17 protein-coding genes are annotated in these 16008 nt (G+C 46.4%); 12 read left to right on the top strand and 5 right to left on the bottom strand.

Features of this window, described 5'->3' with window-relative positions:
• The first annotated feature begins 27 nt into the window (after positions 1 to 27).
• Positions 28 to 939: a cysteine synthase CysM gene (gene cysM / locus ICV90_RS07445; protein WP_215357889.1), complete on the top strand. Its 912-nt coding sequence runs from the start codon at positions 28 to 30 to the stop codon at positions 937 to 939.
• On the opposite strand, the gene ICV90_RS07440 is transcribed toward cysM, so the two are convergent.
• Positions 936 to 2231: a lytic transglycosylase domain-containing protein gene (locus tag ICV90_RS07440; RefSeq protein ID WP_251367705.1), complete on the bottom strand. Its 1296-nt coding sequence runs from the start codon at positions 2229 to 2231 to the stop codon at positions 936 to 938. The genes cysM and ICV90_RS07440 overlap by 4 nt on opposite strands.
• A gap of 50 nt (positions 2232 to 2281) precedes the next feature.
• Between ICV90_RS07440 and ICV90_RS07435 the strand changes: the two genes are divergently transcribed.
• From ICV90_RS07435 to ICV90_RS07415, 5 genes are all read left to right on the top strand, one after another.
• Positions 2282 to 3202 carry a histone deacetylase family protein gene (locus ICV90_RS07435; RefSeq protein ID WP_072583659.1) on the top strand — a complete coding sequence of 307 codons (921 nt, stop codon included), beginning with the start codon at positions 2282 to 2284 and terminating at the stop codon, positions 3200 to 3202.
• Between the two features lie 36 nt (positions 3203 to 3238).
• A complete protein-coding gene (locus tag ICV90_RS07430) occupies positions 3239 to 4891 on the top strand; it encodes an acyl-CoA synthetase (protein ID WP_215357887.1) in 1653 nt (550 codons plus the stop codon).
• A gap of 87 nt (positions 4892 to 4978) precedes the next feature.
• Positions 4979 to 5728, top strand: a complete 750-nt coding sequence (locus ICV90_RS07425; RefSeq protein ID WP_215357879.1) for an electron transfer flavoprotein subunit beta/FixA family protein — start codon at positions 4979 to 4981, stop codon at positions 5726 to 5728.
• Positions 5729 to 6664, top strand: coding sequence for an electron transfer flavoprotein subunit alpha/FixB family protein (locus ICV90_RS07420; RefSeq protein ID WP_215357877.1), 936 nt, complete (start codon positions 5729 to 5731; stop codon positions 6662 to 6664).
• 57 nt (positions 6665 to 6721) lie between these two features.
• Entirely contained in the window at positions 6722 to 8509 is a 1788-nt protein-coding gene (locus ICV90_RS07415; RefSeq protein WP_215357875.1) for an acyl-CoA dehydrogenase, read from the top strand.
• A gap of 68 nt (positions 8510 to 8577) precedes the next feature.
• Here ICV90_RS07415 and ICV90_RS07410 read toward each other — a convergent pair whose 3' ends face one another.
• Both ICV90_RS07410 and ICV90_RS10335 read right to left on the bottom strand, forming a co-directional pair.
• Positions 8578 to 9024: a hypothetical protein gene (locus ICV90_RS07410; protein ID WP_215357873.1), complete on the bottom strand. Its 447-nt coding sequence runs from the start codon at positions 9022 to 9024 to the stop codon at positions 8578 to 8580.
• Between the two features lie 38 nt (positions 9025 to 9062).
• Complete coding sequence (locus ICV90_RS10335) at positions 9063 to 9593, bottom strand: META domain-containing protein (protein WP_215357871.1); 531 nt, start codon at positions 9591 to 9593, stop codon at positions 9063 to 9065.
• A 224-nt stretch (positions 9594 to 9817) separates the two neighbouring features.
• Here ICV90_RS10335 and rpsP point away from each other — a divergent pair, with 224 nt between their 5' ends.
• From rpsP to ICV90_RS07375, 6 genes are all read left to right on the top strand, one after another.
• Positions 9818 to 10063 (top strand): 30S ribosomal protein S16, encoded by a 246-nt coding sequence (gene rpsP / locus ICV90_RS07400; RefSeq protein ID WP_011902362.1) that lies wholly within the window; start codon positions 9818 to 9820, stop codon positions 10061 to 10063.
• Positions 10064 to 10155: 92 nt separating this feature from the next.
• Positions 10156 to 10722 carry a ribosome maturation factor RimM gene (gene rimM / locus ICV90_RS07395; RefSeq protein ID WP_215357869.1) on the top strand — a complete coding sequence of 189 codons (567 nt, stop codon included), beginning with the start codon at positions 10156 to 10158 and terminating at the stop codon, positions 10720 to 10722.
• Positions 10723 to 10757: 35 nt separating this feature from the next.
• Positions 10758 to 11504, top strand: coding sequence for a tRNA (guanosine(37)-N1)-methyltransferase TrmD (gene trmD, locus ICV90_RS07390; protein WP_215357867.1), 747 nt, complete (start codon positions 10758 to 10760; stop codon positions 11502 to 11504).
• A 136-nt stretch (positions 11505 to 11640) separates the two neighbouring features.
• On the top strand, positions 11641 to 12033 hold the full coding sequence (rplS, locus tag ICV90_RS07385) for a 50S ribosomal protein L19 (protein ID WP_215357851.1): 393 nt from the start codon (positions 11641 to 11643) through the stop codon (positions 12031 to 12033).
• A 64-nt stretch (positions 12034 to 12097) separates the two neighbouring features.
• Entirely contained in the window at positions 12098 to 12835 is a 738-nt protein-coding gene (locus ICV90_RS07380) for a CoA pyrophosphatase (RefSeq protein WP_215357849.1), read from the top strand.
• Positions 12832 to 13791 (top strand): CobD/CbiB family protein, encoded by a 960-nt coding sequence (locus tag ICV90_RS07375; RefSeq protein ID WP_215357847.1) that lies wholly within the window; start codon positions 12832 to 12834, stop codon positions 13789 to 13791. The genes ICV90_RS07380 and ICV90_RS07375 overlap by 4 nt, the downstream gene beginning before the upstream one ends.
• Here ICV90_RS07375 and rsgA read toward each other — a convergent pair.
• Together rsgA and ICV90_RS07365 are read right to left on the bottom strand one after the other, a co-directional pair.
• Complete coding sequence (gene rsgA, locus ICV90_RS07370; protein ID WP_215357845.1) at positions 13736 to 14749, bottom strand: ribosome small subunit-dependent GTPase A; 1014 nt, start codon at positions 14747 to 14749, stop codon at positions 13736 to 13738. The two genes, ICV90_RS07375 and rsgA, sit on opposite strands and share 56 nt — an antisense overlap.
• A 2-nt stretch (positions 14750 to 14751) precedes the next feature.
• Positions 14752 to 16005: a M48 family metallopeptidase gene (locus ICV90_RS07365; RefSeq protein ID WP_215357843.1), complete on the bottom strand. Its 1254-nt coding sequence runs from the start codon at positions 16003 to 16005 to the stop codon at positions 14752 to 14754.
• Positions 16006 to 16008: the final 3 nt, after the last annotated feature.

Here is a 16008-nt window from a genome sequence, read left to right as displayed (position 1 = left end):
AAGGCGGCTTATGGCTAAAATGGCTTTATGAGCAAACCTTCCTACCTTACCATTTCGCAGACTGTTGGCAATACGCCTTTAGTTCGTTTGCAGCGTATTCCTGGTTTAGAAAACGAGAATCGCAATAATGTGATCTTGGGTAAGTTGGAAGGAAATAATCCAGCCGGGTCGGTGAAGGACCGACCTGCGCTGTCGATGATCTCACGCGCACAAGAGCGCGGTGAGATTAAACCTGGCGATACATTGATTGAGGCAACCAGCGGTAATACGGGCATTGCTTTAGCAATGACCGCAGCGATGCTTGGCTACAAAATGATTTTAGTCATGCCAGAAAATCAAAGTATTGAACGTCGTCAAAGTATGGCGGCTTATGGTGCTGAATTAATATTGACCGCAGCCTCTGGCGGTATGGAATTTGCTAGAGATTATGCCTTGCAACTGCAAAGAGAAGGTCGCGGCAGATTACTTGATCAGTTTGCCAACCCTGACAATCCGAGAGCACATATAGAAACTACTGGACCAGAAATTTGGCGAGATACTGATGGGCAGATTACCCATTTCATATCCGCCATGGGTACCACTGGAACCATTACGGGAGTCTCCACTTATCTGAAGTCCATGAATCCTGCGATTCAGATTATTGGTGCACAACCAGAAGAGGGCTCACAGATCCCTGGTATTCGGAAGTGGGCACCCGAGTACCTGCCCAAGATTTATCAAGGCGATAAGGTAGATCTGATTGAGTATGTTTCGCAAGCGGATGCAGAGGAGATGGCCCGTCGCTTGGCAGCAGAAGAGGGTATTTTCTGCGGTATTTCTGCTGGAGGTGCCTTGGTAGTGGCTTTGCGCATTGCCCGTCAAGTTGAAAATGCCACGATCGTCTTTATTGTCTGCGACCGTGGTGACCGCTATCTATCTACTGGTGTTTTTCCGGCTTAAGACTTTACTTTTTTCTTAGCGCTGGATTTCTTGGGTTTAGACTTTTCAGAAGCCGCCTTTGAGCCGCCAGCTTTGCTTGGGTTTTCTACTGGCACAACACTTTGGTTTTTATATCCTAAGGCTTGGGCAAACTCAGCAACACTTTGCGCATAGAAATAACTGCGGTTGTATTGCACTATTGTCAGAAAATTATTTAAGCCAACAAAATATTGCACTTGGTCTACGCCATCTTTATCTGGATACGGTAGGTCAACAATGAAAGCTTTGCTTTGCGGCTCTACACCACCACTTTGTAGATCACCTTGTTGTTGAGTCAATATTCCTTTTTCAATGAGCTCTTGTACAGTAAATTTCAACTGCGGTTCACCATCAGCCAATGCTTTGGCAGCACTGATGCCACTTTCTTGAACTGGAAATGAAATCGGCATACCGGGTTGCCAGCCATGTTTTTTCATGAAGTTAGCAACACTCGCAATAGCGTCTTTAGGGCTTTGCTTTAAATCAATTTGACCATCGCCGTCACCATCGACTGCAAAGCTGCGAATACTGCTGGGCATGAACTGGGGCAGACCGATGGCGCCAGCATAAGAGCTATTCTGATTTAGGCAGGCATTAAAGCGTGCGCTATTGATACCTTGACTACTATTTTTGGAGGGCGGCTTGCCACCCGCCCCAGTCCAGCACATCAGAATGAGTTCTTTGAGTTGGTCCTTGAAGAGTTGCTCACGTGCTGGTTTATTAGGGGTATCTGGGTAACTAAAGGCGAGGGTAGATAGAACGTCTTTCACCCTGAAATTACCAGTTTGGCGCCCATAGATGGTCTCGATGCCAATAATGGCCACAATAATCTCAGCTGGTACCCCTGACTCTTGCTCAACTTGGCTCAAAAAAGCTTGATTTTGATCCCAAAAGACCCTGCCAGCCTTAAGGCGTACGGGCTCAATAAAGCGTTTGCGATAAGCCAGCCAATTCTTCTTAAATGTACCCGATGGGGGTAATACCAATTTCCGAATTGAGGGAACCGTTTTAGCATCTAGAAAGCCCATTTCTAGGGCTGGGAGTGGGATTTCTTGGTTTTGGGAGACCTGGGTTAGGAGTTCGTTGAGGTTCTGGCTAAAGCGCGCCTCGGTAGCGGCATCATCAGTCTGGTTTACGATGGACTGTTGCGATTGGGTTAGTTGTGTGGGTGCGCTTGAGCAACCCGCTAGCGCAAGAGCAAGAAGTAGATAGGAGACGTGAAAGTTCATGCCTAAGGTATTGGTATTGGTATTGGATTTTCGAATGTTGAGCACGTTTAATTAGATTATAAAAATTACAAATTTGCTATTGAGGATTTCGAGTAATGACAACAGGATACATAACTCATCCGGACTTTCTGAAACATGAGATGGGAAGCCATCATCCAGAGTGTCCGGAGAGAATTCAGGCGATCAATGATCAACTGATTCGCAGCGGTGTTGATCAATTTTTACATCATTTAGATGCACCTTTGGCCACTGAGGACCAATTGGAATTGGTCCATAGTCCTGACCACGTTTCTTTTGTCCGTGATCGCGCCCCAGAGAGTGGGTACTTCATGCTCGATGGTGACACTATTATGAATCCCCATACTTATAGAGCATCACTCAGGGCAGCAGGCGCTGCTATTGCAGGTGTAGATGCTGTGATGAAGGGTGAGGTTGAGAATGTATTTTGTGCCGTAAGACCGCCAGGGCATCATGCAGAACCAACGCGTTCTATGGGATTTTGTTTATTTGATAACGTGGCGATTGCTGCGCGATATGCAATGGAAACATACGGCATTGAACGTGTCGCCATCGTTGATTTTGATGTCCATCATGGCAACGGTACTGAAGCTGCTTTTTTCAATGACCCTAATGTCTTGATGTGTAGCTTTTTTCAACATCCTTTTTATCCCTACAGTGGCCTTGATCATGCGAACAATATGGTCAACGTACCTTTGCCTGCTGCGACTCGGGGCGATGTGGTGCGCTCCATTGTGGAAGAGCAATGGTTGCCAGCTTTGCGTAATTTTGAGCCTGAGCTCGTGATTATTTCAGCAGGGTTTGATGCCCATCGCGAGGATGATTTAGGTCAGATGGGCTTGGTTGAGGATGACTATGTCTGGATTACCAAACGTTTAAAAGAGATTGCTAATGAGTATGCGCAAGGACGCATTGTGAGTTGCCTAGAGGGTGGTTATAACCTCTCTGCTTTGGGTCGCAGTGTGGTGGCCCATATTAAAGCGCTAGCAGATATTTAATAAAAAATTTAGTAAAACAGAAATCGAAAGCTGAAGATGGCAAATATTTATGAACAAGGTTTGGCTCGCAATCCAGCCAACTACACCCCAATTACACCGCTCTTATTTTTAGAGCGCTCAGCAGAAATTTACCCCAATAAAACTGCCGTTATTCATGGGAAATTGCGTCAGACCTGGGCGCAAACCTATGAGCGTTGCCGTCGCTTGGCTAGCGCCTTACAAAGGCATGGTATTGGTTTGGGTGACACCGTAGCGGTGATGTTGCCCAACACACCTCCAATGGTAGAAGCCCACTTTGGTATTCCGATGGCGGGTGCAGTTTTGAATGCTCTTAATACTCGTTTAGACGCAGAGACAGTGGCTTTTATGTTGAATCATGGCGAAGCAAAGGTAGTCATTGTTGATCCTGAATTTTCAGGGGTGATGAAAAAAGCGCTTGAGATTGCCAAGAAAGATTCTGGTCGTGATTTCTTGGTGGTGGATGTTGAAGAAAAAGAGTTCGATGTTCCTGGCGAGAAGTTAGGCAAACTCACTTATGAGAAATTACTCTCCGAAGGGGATCCAAATTTTGCGTGGCAAGTTCCCGCAGATGAGTGGCAAGCGATTTGCTTGAACTACACATCGGGAACTACTGGTAACCCTAAGGGTGTGGTGTATCACCATCGTGGCGCTGCAATTAATGCCGTTTCCAATGTGCTGGACTGGGATATTAATAAGCATCCCATCTATCTCTGGACTTTGCCAATGTTCCATTGCAATGGTTGGTGCTTCCCATGGACTATCGCCGCTCGCGCTGGTGTCAACGTCTGCTTGCGTCGGGTTGATGCGCAACATATTTTTGCGGCAATTAAAGAACATGGTGTGACGCACTACTGTGCGGCACCTATCGTGCATAACCTATTAGTCAACGCACCGGATGAGCTGAAGGTGGGAGTGCCTACAGGAGTCAAAGGCTTGATCGCGGGCGCTGCACCACCTGCATCGATTATTGAGGGTATGGAAAAGTTAGGATTTGATTTAACGCACGTCTATGGTTTGACTGAAACCTATGGGCCGGCAGCTGTGTGCGTTAAACAAGACGAGTGGAATGATGTTGATATCGGTGAGCGTGCCCGCCTAAATGCACGTCAAGGTGTGCGTTATCACATGCAACAGGCAATTGCTGTTCTTGATCCGGAAACCATGCAGGCCGTTCCAGCAGATGGTGAAACCATGGGTGAAATAATGTTCAAGGGCAATATCGCCATGAAGGGATATCTAAAGAACGAAAAAGCAACCCAAGAGGCATTTGAAGGTGGCTGGTTCCACTCGGGTGATTTGGCGGTAATGAATCCAGATGGCTATGTGAAGATGAAGGACCGCAGCAAAGACATCATTATTTCTGGAGGTGAAAATATTTCCTCTGTAGAGGTTGAGGATGTGCTCTATCGACACCCGGCTATTAACGCTGCTGCAGTGGTTGCTAAGCCTGATCCCAAATGGGGTGAAACGCCCTGCGCCTTCTTGGAGATTAAACCTGGCTCAGCAGTGACTGCCGAGGAGATTATTGCCCACTGTAAACAGCATTTAGCAGGCTTTAAGGTTCCTAGAGCCATTGTGTTTTGTGAGCTTCCGAAGACCTCGACCGGCAAGATTCAGAAGTTTGAGCTCCGTAAACAAGCGGGTTCAGCAACTGCAATTGATGTTTAATTTAGCAAATATTCAGGTAAAATAAAACGATCGTGCTTTTTATTGAGGGTTTATCCTCGATTTATATATATTAGAGAGGTTTGAGGGATGAAAGTCTTAGTAGCTGTAAAACGCGTTGTTGATTACAACGTCAAAATTCGGGTGAAATCAGACAACTCTGGGGTTGATTTAGCAAACGTCAAAATGAGTATGAATCCCTTTGATGAAATCGCAGTAGAGGAAGCGGTACGTTTAAAAGAGGCGGGTGTAGCCACTGAGGTGGTAGTGGTGAGTGCCGGTGAAACCCAGTGTCAAGAAACCCTCCGTACTGCTTTAGCGATTGGTGCCGATCGAGCCATACTGGTTGAGACAGATGCAGAGCTACAACCTTTAGCGGTGGCAAAGATTCTCAAGGCGCTCTCTGATAAAGAGCAAGCGCAAATCATCATTCTCGGTAAGCAAGCAATTGACGATGACAGCAATCAAACCGGTCAGATGTTGGCAAGCTTGTTGGATATCCCTCAAGCTACCTTTGCGTCCAAAGTGGTGGTTGCAGACGGCAAAGCCACTGTGACTCGTGAAGTCGATGGCGGCTTAGAGACGATTGCGCTATCTTTGCCGGCAGTGATTACCACTGACCTGCGCTTGAATGAACCGCGCTATGTCACTTTGCCGAACATCATGAAGGCTAAGAAAAAAATAATTGATATCGTGAAGCCTGAAGAATTGGGTGTCGATATTGCCCCACGTCTGAAAACACTTAAAGTAGAAGAGCCCCCAAAGCGCTCTGCTGGCGTGATGGTTGCTGATGTGGCAGCCCTTGTAGAAAAACTCAAAAATGAAGCGAAGGTGATCTAAATGGCCGCACTTGTTATTGCTGAACACGACAATCAATCATTAAAGGCGGCAACCCTTAATGCTGTAGCAGCTGCTTTGCAGTGCTCTCCCGAAGTGGATGTGCTCGTTGCTGGTAGCGGTGCAGATGCAGCCGCAGCTGCCGCAGCTCAAATTGCTGGCGTGCGCAAAGTCATTCAAATTGATGCCGCTAATTTGGCTGATCAATTAGCTGAACCTTTAGCTGCCCAGATCCTCTCCAATGTGAATGGCTACAGTCATATCCTCGCTCCTGCAACTGCTAATGGCAAGAATGTATTGCCACGCGTTGCTGCTAAGTTAGATGTGGCTCAATTGTCTGACATTACTAAAGTCATCTCTGCGGATACTTTCGAGCGTCCAATTTATGCGGGCAATGCGATTGCAACCGTGCAATCCACCGACCCAATCAAAGTGATTACTGTGCGTACTACTGGTTTTGATCCAGTTGCCGCTACTGGTGGTTCTGCAGCAGTTGAGAAACAAGCTGCCGCTGAATCTGCTGGCAAATCCTCCTTTGTTGGTCGTGAGCTGACTAAATCTGATCGTCCAGAATTGACTGCCGCCAAGATTATTGTTTCTGGTGGTCGCGGTTTGGGTTCTGGTGAAAAGTATCAGGAGCTCATTGCACCTTTGGCTGACAAGCTCGGCGCTGCTTTGGGTGCATCCCGTGCTGCGGTGGATGCGGGTTACGTTCCCAATGATTATCAAGTGGGTCAGACCGGCAAGATTGTTGCTCCTCAGCTTTACATCGCTGTTGGTATCTCTGGTGCCATCCAGCATTTGGCTGGAATGAAAGACTCCAAAGTGATCGTAGCAATCAACAAAGATCCGGAGGCGCCAATATTTGGTGTTGCTGACTATGGTCTAGTGGCGGATTTGAATACTGCTGTGCCGGAGTTAACAAAAGCACTTGGTTGAGTTGAAGATTGAAGTTAAAGATTAATTAAGTATCAAACTGTATAAAGAGGAGTTGTAATGCCATACGTAGCCCCAGTGAAAGACATGCTGTTTGTAATGAATGAATTAGCTGGGCTTTCGGATGTCGTAGCTTATCCTACTTATGCTGATGCGGGTGCAGATGTAGATTTAGCGCCTGCGATCTTGGAAGAGTCGGCCAAATTTAATCAAGATGTAGTAGCCCCACTTAACTGGGCCGGTGATCAAAACCCAAGTTCCTTAAAAGATGGTGTAGTGACAACTACACCTGGCTTCAAACAAGCTTTTGAGCAATACGCTGCTGCAGGATGGCAGGGTGTAATTCATCCGGCAGAGTTTGGCGGCCAAGGTTTACCAAAATTGATCTCCACTGCTTGTCTAGAGATGGTGAATGCGGCCAATCTTTCTTTTGCACTCTGCCCATTACTTACCGATGGCGCTATTGAGGCTCTATTAACTGCTGCTAGCCCAGAGCTTCAGGAGCAATATGTTCCGAAGATGATCTCTGGTGAGTGGACTGGAACTATGAATTTGACTGAGCCACAAGCTGGCTCTGATCTGGCGATGGTTCGCTCACGTGCTGTTCCTGAGGGCGATGGCACTTACAAGATTTTTGGTACCAAAATTTATATCACCTATGGTGAGCACGATATGGCTAAGAACATTATCCATTTGGTGCTAGCCAGAACACCGGACGCACCAGAGGGGGTGAAGGGCATTTCATTATTTGTAGTGCCGAAGTTTATGGTGAATAAAGATGGTTCACTAGGTGAACGTAATGATGTGCATTGCGTTTCGATTGAGCATAAATTAGGTATTAAAGCGAGTCCAACAGCTGTTCTGCAATTTGGTGACCACGGTGGTGCAATCGGTTATTTGGTTGGCGAAGAAAATCGCGGTCTCGAATACATGTTTGTGATGATGAATGCCGCTCGCTTTGCAGTAGGCATGCAAGGCGTAGCGGTAGCTGAGCGTGCCTATCAAAAGGCAGTTCAATATGCAAAGGATCGAGTACAGAGCCGTGACCTAACCGGTTCACCGGGCCCTGTTGCAATTATTCATCAACCTGATGTAAAGCGCATGCTCATGACTATGCGCGCATACACAGAGGCATCACGTGCTTTAGCTTATTACGCGGCTTCTGCCTATGATGCACAGCATGCTGCTCCTGACGAGGCAGCACGCAAAGCCAATCAAGCCATCTATGAATTCTTGGTGCCGATTGTTAAGGGATTCTCTACAGAGATGTCAATTGAAGTGGCAAGCTTAGGTGTTCAAGTCCATGGCGGTATGGGCTTCATTGAAGAAACCGGAGCAGCACAGTATTACCGTGACGCGCGTATCTTGACGATTTACGAAGGGACTACTGCGATTCAGGCGAATGACTTGGTCGGTAGAAAAACAGTACGTGATGGTGGCGCTATTGCAAAAGAGCTTTCCCAAAGAATTGCCGCTACTGAAAAAGATTTAGCTGCCAGTGGAAGTGCTGATGCTAAAGCGGTTCTCAAGCAACTCACTTTGGCGCGCGCGGCCTTCGAACAAGCAGTTGCATACATTGTTGCGAATGCAAAGACGGACATTAAGGCTGTCTATGCCGGTAGCTTTGCTTACTTACGCTTATCTGGCTTGGTATTAGGCGGCTGGCAAATGGCGAGGGCGCTCTTAGCTTCTGAGCGTCTACGCGATGGCGATCCAAAATTCTATGATGCGAAGATTGCTACAACCCGTTTCTTTGCTGAGAATCTCATGCCTCAAGCACAAGCTCTAGCAACGTCGATTGTTGAAAGCGGTCACTCCACCAACGCCTTAGAAGTAGAGCAGTTCTAAAGGGGCGCAAAAGAGAATAAAAAAACCGCTCTTAAGAGCGGCTCTTGCAAATTGAAAGCTATCTGCAATTATTGAGATAGCTTTTTTGCTTCATGGATTTGAGAGATGAAGAATTGCTCAAATGAGACTGCTAAAAAAGTCATCATCACACCAGCACCCAATACCAAAGAGAAAATCACGGTCAGTATCTCGAGCCAGCCAGAGCGGCTGCGTCGGTGATCTTCAATGCCGGGATTAAATTGGGCATCCCACTTCTCATCTAAGCGAAGACCAAAGGCAATAGTGGTTAACCAGCTTGCTTCAATAGCCATAAAGCCAAAAGTAACGAGTACCCATCCTGGCGCCGAATGAAAGTGAGCATCTTTCAAGATGACCCAGCCTGCTGCGCCACCTATCAAGGCAAATAACTGAACCCACGCCCAAAAAGATTTAAGTCCTTGTAGATAAAAACAATTGAGGCCGCTGCCCGGAAGGAGTAACCCGAGTGCGCAAAAAAGAAGTTTGGATTTTTTCATGAATCTTTCAGTGATATTGCTAATGAATAATGTGAAGCTTATTTATTGTTGTTTGGTTTTTGAGTAAAGCTGAGTACTTCACGATCGGTGCCGATCATCAGTAATTGATCGCCATTGCGCACAATGCTGCGATAGTCATTTAACTCATAGAGGAAATCATTTTCCAATTCCATGCGCTGTGGGCTGCAAGCCATCTTGGTGCTAGCAATTTGCTTAAGAGAAAACCCGCGCGCATCTTCATCAAGGCTTGCGGTAAACCGATTACATCCTGTTGAGCCACTCAGACGTTGCCCGCTGGAATCAAAAATGATTTGAATGGGGTTGCTGGCATCGCCTTGTGGAATTTGGCGGACGCGCACTTCTCCGTTGCTATTGGGGGGCAAGTTCCAACGGGTAAGCTCCCATTTGGTATTTTTGAGTTCGCTGCTCGGTGGGCTGATTTTTGCCCCGCAAGGAGGGATGACGTTTGCACAGCCACCGAAAAGTCCAAGGCTTAGGCAAGAAAGTGCCAGAAAGAACCCTTTTGATGGCTTTCTGAGGGAGTCTAAAAGTCTGGATTTAAGGACCATATTTACCTAAGTTATTGTTTTTAATATATATTTTATCTAAGTAGACATTCTATTCTACTGTCTTAGATGCTTAAATAGGTGGAAGAAGTAGGGGTTTTCGTCTAGAATATGAGGTTTTCCGCTCTACCGTATCTTTATTTGGTGAGCTGGAGCCCAAGATTTTTTGTAGAAATTTCATTGGGTTGTAATCAACCTGTTTTCATTTTAGATTTTAAGGAATAAGTATGGTCGTCATTCGACTGGCACGCGGCGGTTCTAAGAAGCGCCCTTTTTACAGCATTGTTGCTACTGATAAACGCAACCGTCGCGACTCGAATTTTATCGAGCGTATCGGTTACTTCAACCCACAAGCAGCGGCAACTGAGCAAGCAATGCGTATTGCTCAAGATCGTCTGACTTATTGGACTGGTGTTGGCGCACAGATTTCCCCAACAGTAGTTCGTTTAATCAAAAACAATCCAGCTGTTTAATATTCGATTACTAAAAGCTTCATCGATGTGATGAGGCTTTTAGTGACAGAATTTCTAGTAGTTCTATTCCGGGAAAATAAGGTGTCTTACAAATGAGTACGCCTTCCCTGAATGATTTAATTGAACTTGGTGCCATATCTGAGGCGCAAGGTTTACAAGGTCAAGTGAAGGTAAGACCTCACTCATCAGAGCCTGTAGCACTTCTCTCTTCTAAATCTATTTGGTTGTCTCTGATCCCTCGTAGGGAAGCGGGCGTTTCTGCGTCGCTAGAGCAAGCTTCTTTGACGCAATACAAAGTGAAATGCGCCAAGATGCATAGCGGTAATGTGGTGCTTACTCTGGATGGGATCACTGATCGTGATCAGGCGCTCGCATTAAAAGGTTCTCGTATCTTGGTGGCACGCGATGCGTTTCCAAAGGCAGATAGTGATTCCTATTATTGGGTTGATCTGATTGGCTGCAATGCAGTCAATTTGCAAGGCGAAGTGCTTGGTGAGGTGATTGATGTCACCGAGAATGGCGCTCATGGCGTTATTGCTGTCGGCGATGCAGAATCCAAGACAGCCAAGTACTTAGTTCCCTTTGTCAAAGAAGTAGTGCAAAACGTCGACTTGCCAAATAAAACGATTACTCTTGATTGGCAGTCTGACTGGCAATAAGAACGCTAAGATTAATTTCAAAAATAATTACCGATATGCGCTTTGATGTTGTCACCTTGTTCCCTGAAATGTTTTCTGCTTTAACGCAGTGGGGCATTACTGGGCGTGCATGTGAAAAATCTTTGGCCAGCGTCCACCTTTGGAATCCTCGGGACTTTTGCGCAGACCCCCGTAAAACAGTGGATGACCGCGCTTATGGTGGCGGCCCCGGAATGGTGATGATGGCTAAGCCTTTGGAAGACACAGTTGCCGGAATTAAGGCATCCCATCAGGCGGCAGGCCTCAAAAGCGGCCCAATTTGCCTATTGGCACCCCAAGGTGAGTGTTTTTCTCAGAAGATAGCGACAGATATCCTCAATTACGGAAATTTAAGCTTTATTTGCGGTAGATATGAGGCTGTAGACCAGCGTTTTGTCGATCGAAACGTCGATTTACAGCTTTCTATAGGTGATTTTGTGCTTTCTGGGGGTGAAATCCCCGCCATGGCGATGATGGATGCGGTGATTAGATTGATTCCAGGGGCGCTTGGAGATGGCGAATCTGCCACCCAGGATAGCTTTATGAACGGTCTTTTGGACTATCCGCACTACACCCGCCCCGAAATATATGCAAATTTATCCGTCCCGGACGTGCTTTTGGGCGGACATCACGCTAAAATAGCGGATTGGCGTCGGCAGAAGTCTTTAGAGCTGACGTTCAGGTTAAGGCCGGACTTAATTGAATCGGCTAGAGCCAAAGGGTTGCTAACCCGAGAAGATGAACAATTTCTTCGCTCTCTGTAAATACTTTCAGTAGTGTGCAGTGGTGAATAGGTGGTTTAGTTTTTGGTTTAGTGAAATTGTTTTAACTGCATCCTCTATTAGGTCCGTTGATTTAGGTCTCGGGATTAAACGCTAATACGATGTTTAAGGATTAAAAATGAATTTAATTGAAAAAATTGAGCAAGAAGAAATTGCTCGCTTAAGTGCTAACAAGGTTTTGCCAAGCTTTGCTCCTGGCGATACAGTTGTTGTTGGCGTGAACGTTGTTGAAGGTGCGCGTAAGCGTACTCAGGCGTTTGAAGGTGTTGTGATTGCAAAGCGCAATCGCGGACTCAATTCCAGCTTTATCGTTCGTAAGATTTCATCTGGCGAAGGTGTAGAGCGTACATTCCAAACTTACTCACCATTGATCGCTAGCATTGAAGTGAAGCGTCGCGGTGATGTACGTCGTGCCAAGTTGTACTACTTGCGTGATCGTTCAGGTAAGTCTGCACGTATTAAAGAGAAGCTTCCTGCGCGTAAAGTAGCAGTAGTAACTCCAGCCGCATAATTAATGCTGGCTTGATTTAAAAAGGCGGCCTCGGTCGCCTTTTTTGTTGCCTTAGAATATGAATATGTCCAAGAACTCAACACCTGAAGATAATGCAATCAATGTTGCTGCGCCTCCAGGATTTGATGCGCAAGCAATTCCGATTCATACGGTGTGCACAGCTGAAAAAAAGGTAGCAACAGAATTTTTGGAGCCGGCAGGTTTAAGGGCTAGGCTCAAATCACCTCCTCCATGGGAGCCTGAGATTACGGATGAAAATCGTCATGTGATTGCAGCTGACATTATTGCTAAGCGGCAAGCTGTTGGAAAAGTTACTAAAGCTGCAGTGCTCATTCCGCTTCTATTGAAGGAGGATGGCTTGTCAGTATTACTGACGCAAAGAACCAATCATTTACGCGATCATGCGGGGCAAATTAGCTTTCCAGGGGGTCGCATGGATCCCGAAGATCAAAGCCCAAATGACACCGCTTTGCGTGAGAGCCAGGAAGAAATCGGATTAGATCCTGAGCGAGTGGAGATCATTGGTCATTTGCCACAGTATTTAACGGTTTCTGGCTATAGCGTTACGCCAGTAGTAGGATTGGTCCAAGCTCAGGCAGAATATGTCTTAGATGAGTTTGAGGTGGCCGATGTCTTTGAGGTGCCTCTGAGTTTTTTGTTGGATCCCGCTAATCATCAAGTCAGATTGTGGCAAAGTGAGCAGGGTGGACGACGTTTTTATTCAATGCCTTATGAGAACCGCTTTATTTGGGGTGCTACTGCGGGAATGTTGCGTAACCTTTATCATTTATTAAAAGTATGACTTTCTTTTCTATTCTCTTTGCCCTTATTGCTGAGCAATACCGCCCAGTGACTTCAAGCCATTGGATTGCGCGTGTATGTGCTCGCTGGTTAGACTGGGTCGCCGCTGAGTTCGGTGGCAAGACTGAAGACGGTGCAAGCCCTATCGGTGCTCGCATGGCCTGCTTGGTGGCCTTCATACTGCCAACTTTTTTAGTCTTCATTGTGTATGTCACTTGCATGGTGACTTATCCAATCCTAGGCTTTCTTTGGAATATCGTCATCGCTTATTTGTTTTTTGGTTTTCGTCAGTTCAGTCATTCTTTTACTGCCGTGCATGAAGCAATTGAAGCGCATGACTTACCTGCTGCGCGTGCAGCCTTGGGTGAGTGGTATGGCCCTGAATTAGACACTTCCAATCTTTCAGAGACAGAAGTGATTTCTTTGGCGCTGGAGCGAGCCATTATTGGTTCACACCATCATGTGTTTGGCGTGCTGTTCTGGTTCATGATGCCAATGGGCCCAGCAGGTGTTGTGCTTTACCGCTTGGCTGATATTGCTTCTCAACGCTGGTCAGAACGTGGCGACTTTAACCTCAGCGAATCTGCTCGTCATTTCTTCTACGTATTGGATTGGGTCCCTGCGCGTATTACCGCGATGGGCTTTGCTATTGTTGGCAACTTCGAAGGTGCTGTATATGGCTGGCGTTATCTCACGCAAAAGTGGTCAGACTCTTTGTCTGCAGTAATTTTGGCAGCTGGCAGTGGTGCATTGGGCGTACGTCTTGGTGAGCCAATGAGTGAGCCTGATAGTGATGAGGCATTACGTATGGCTGAAGCAGGTGAACCAGTTATTTATGAAGTAGGTCTTGAACCTACCGAACGAACCATGCGCTCTGCAGTCGGATTGGTATGGCGTCTCGTTATCGCTTGGATGGCTTTGTTGCTAATGCTGACCATCGCTCTTTGGCTTGGCTAATTCCCTGAATTTGTACATCAGCTGTTTTTGAATCCGAGTGGAGCTGTCTAAATAGCGCTAGTCTTTCTGGTGCTATTTCATTTCTATCTACCGCTTCTCTTACTGCGCAATCTGGCTCAGTCAAATGTGCGCAGTTATGAAAGCGGCACTTACCTAGCAAGTCTTTAAATTCTCTAAATGCATGTTGCAATTCACTTACTGACATGTGTGCCAAACCAAACTCTTGGAATCCCGGAGAATCAATCAGGGCACCAAGCTTACCTGTCGCATCTCTGCCCCAAGCCTCAGGCAATTCAAAATAACGGCATGCAGTAGTAGTGTGTTTCCCGGTATCTAAGCGCACAGAATATTCTTGGGTCAGTGCGGCAGCATTCGGTATCCAGGCATTTAATAGGCTGGACTTGCCCATGCCTGATTGGCCTACAAAGACAGAGACCTTGCCCTGTAGAGCAGACTGCAAGGAATCGATTGAGGCTGGATCAAATTTGGCTGAAACTTCGCTAACTTGGTAACCCATGCGAGCATAGGGCGCGATGATTTTACGAGCATGCTCAAGATTATCTTTAAGGTCACATTTGTTGAGCAAAATATGTAGACCAATTTGATTGGCCTCTGCAGCTACTACCGCTCTTCCCAATAAGTCTGGCGAGAAAGCAGGTTGAGTAGCAAGTACTACCAAGATTTGATCCACATTCGATGCAATCAGCTTGCTCTTAAAAGCATCCGAACGATAGAGGAGATTTTCTCGTGGCTCAATTTGGATAATGCGCGCTTGATCAGCTGAAGTCATTTCAAGCAACATTCGGTCACCAACGGCTCCAATATGTTGCTTGGCTGGTGTGCTGACTTGTATTAATGGGCCATCAGGTGATTCTTGACCAGCAGCATCTGCAATTAAACGCTGCGCTAAATAATGCCTTCCGTAGGAGGCAATGAGTAGCGCATGAAATTGCTCCATCCTTATGAGCTAAATCGCTGTAAGTTAGCAATGCGCAAGGGCGCAGGCGGATGTGAGCTATAAAAAGCGGTATAGATCGGATCAGGCGTGAGGGTTGAGGCGTTATCTTGATACAACTTCACTAGTGCCGCGATTAAATCTTTTGCAGAAGATTTCTCGGCAGCAAATCCGTCCGCTTCGTACTCATGCTTACGAGAGGCTAGGCTAGAAAGTGGTGTGAAGAAAAAACTAAATACAGGAGAGACCAGCATAAAGAGTGCCAATGCAAGGCCACCGTTATAACCATTGAGGCTAGGCATCACGCCTAAGTCAGTGTAGAACCAGACTTTGGTGCTGATCCAACCCAATAGAGCAAACATCGCAAAACTGAGAGCGAATGAGACCAAGAGACGTTTACGAATATGTTTGCATTTGAAATGGCCAAGCTCATGTGCGAGAACCGCCTCTACCTCGCCCGGATTAAGCTTTTCAATCAAGGTGTCAAAAAATACGATGCGCTTGGCTTTACCCATGCCGGCAAAGAATGCATTGCCGTGAGCGCTACGTTTACTGCCATCCATCACAAATAGGCCCTGGCTCGCAAAGTCGCAGCGTTTTAGTAGTGCTTCAATCTGTGTTTTTAAAGGCCCATCCTCTAAGGCTTGAAACTTATTGAAGAGGGGTGCGATAAAAGTGGGGAAGATCCACTGCATGAGCAAGCTAAATGCTGTCAATACTGCCCATGCCCAAAGCCACCATAAATCACCAGCCTTAGACATTAAGGTCAGGATGACCCAAAGTAATGGAATACCAATGGCGCCGCCTACTGCCATTCCTTTAATCATATCCGTGAAGAATAGTTTTTTACCCATGCGGTTAAAGCCAAAGCGTTCCTCTAAATGGAACTGCTTGTACCAAGAGAAAGGCATATCAATCACGCCAGAAATGATCACGATGGAAACCAGCAGGGTAATTTGTTGAGCAATGCCTTCGCCCAAAAATTGCAGTAATGCTAGGTTCAGAATCTGTAGGCCACCTAATAGGGTGAAGCCAATTAAAATGATAGCGCTGACCCCATTCTCTAAAATACCAAGGCGTAATTTAGCGATGGTGTAGTCAGCTGCTTTTTGATGTTCAGCTAAAGTCACTTTTTCAGCGAAATCTGCGGGGACGGCATTGCGATGCTGTGCCACATAGCGAATTTGACGTTGGGAGAGCCAATGGCGTAAGCCAAAGCTAGCAATAAAGGCAATTAGAAAAACAATTGTGAATGTCATGAG

Source organism: Polynucleobacter sp. JS-JIR-II-b4 (assembly GCF_018687815.1).
Classification (GTDB): domain Bacteria; phylum Pseudomonadota; class Gammaproteobacteria; order Burkholderiales; family Burkholderiaceae; genus Polynucleobacter.
The sequence above is the reverse complement of the archived record's forward strand: the minus strand, read 5'-3'. Positions and strand labels throughout refer to the sequence as shown.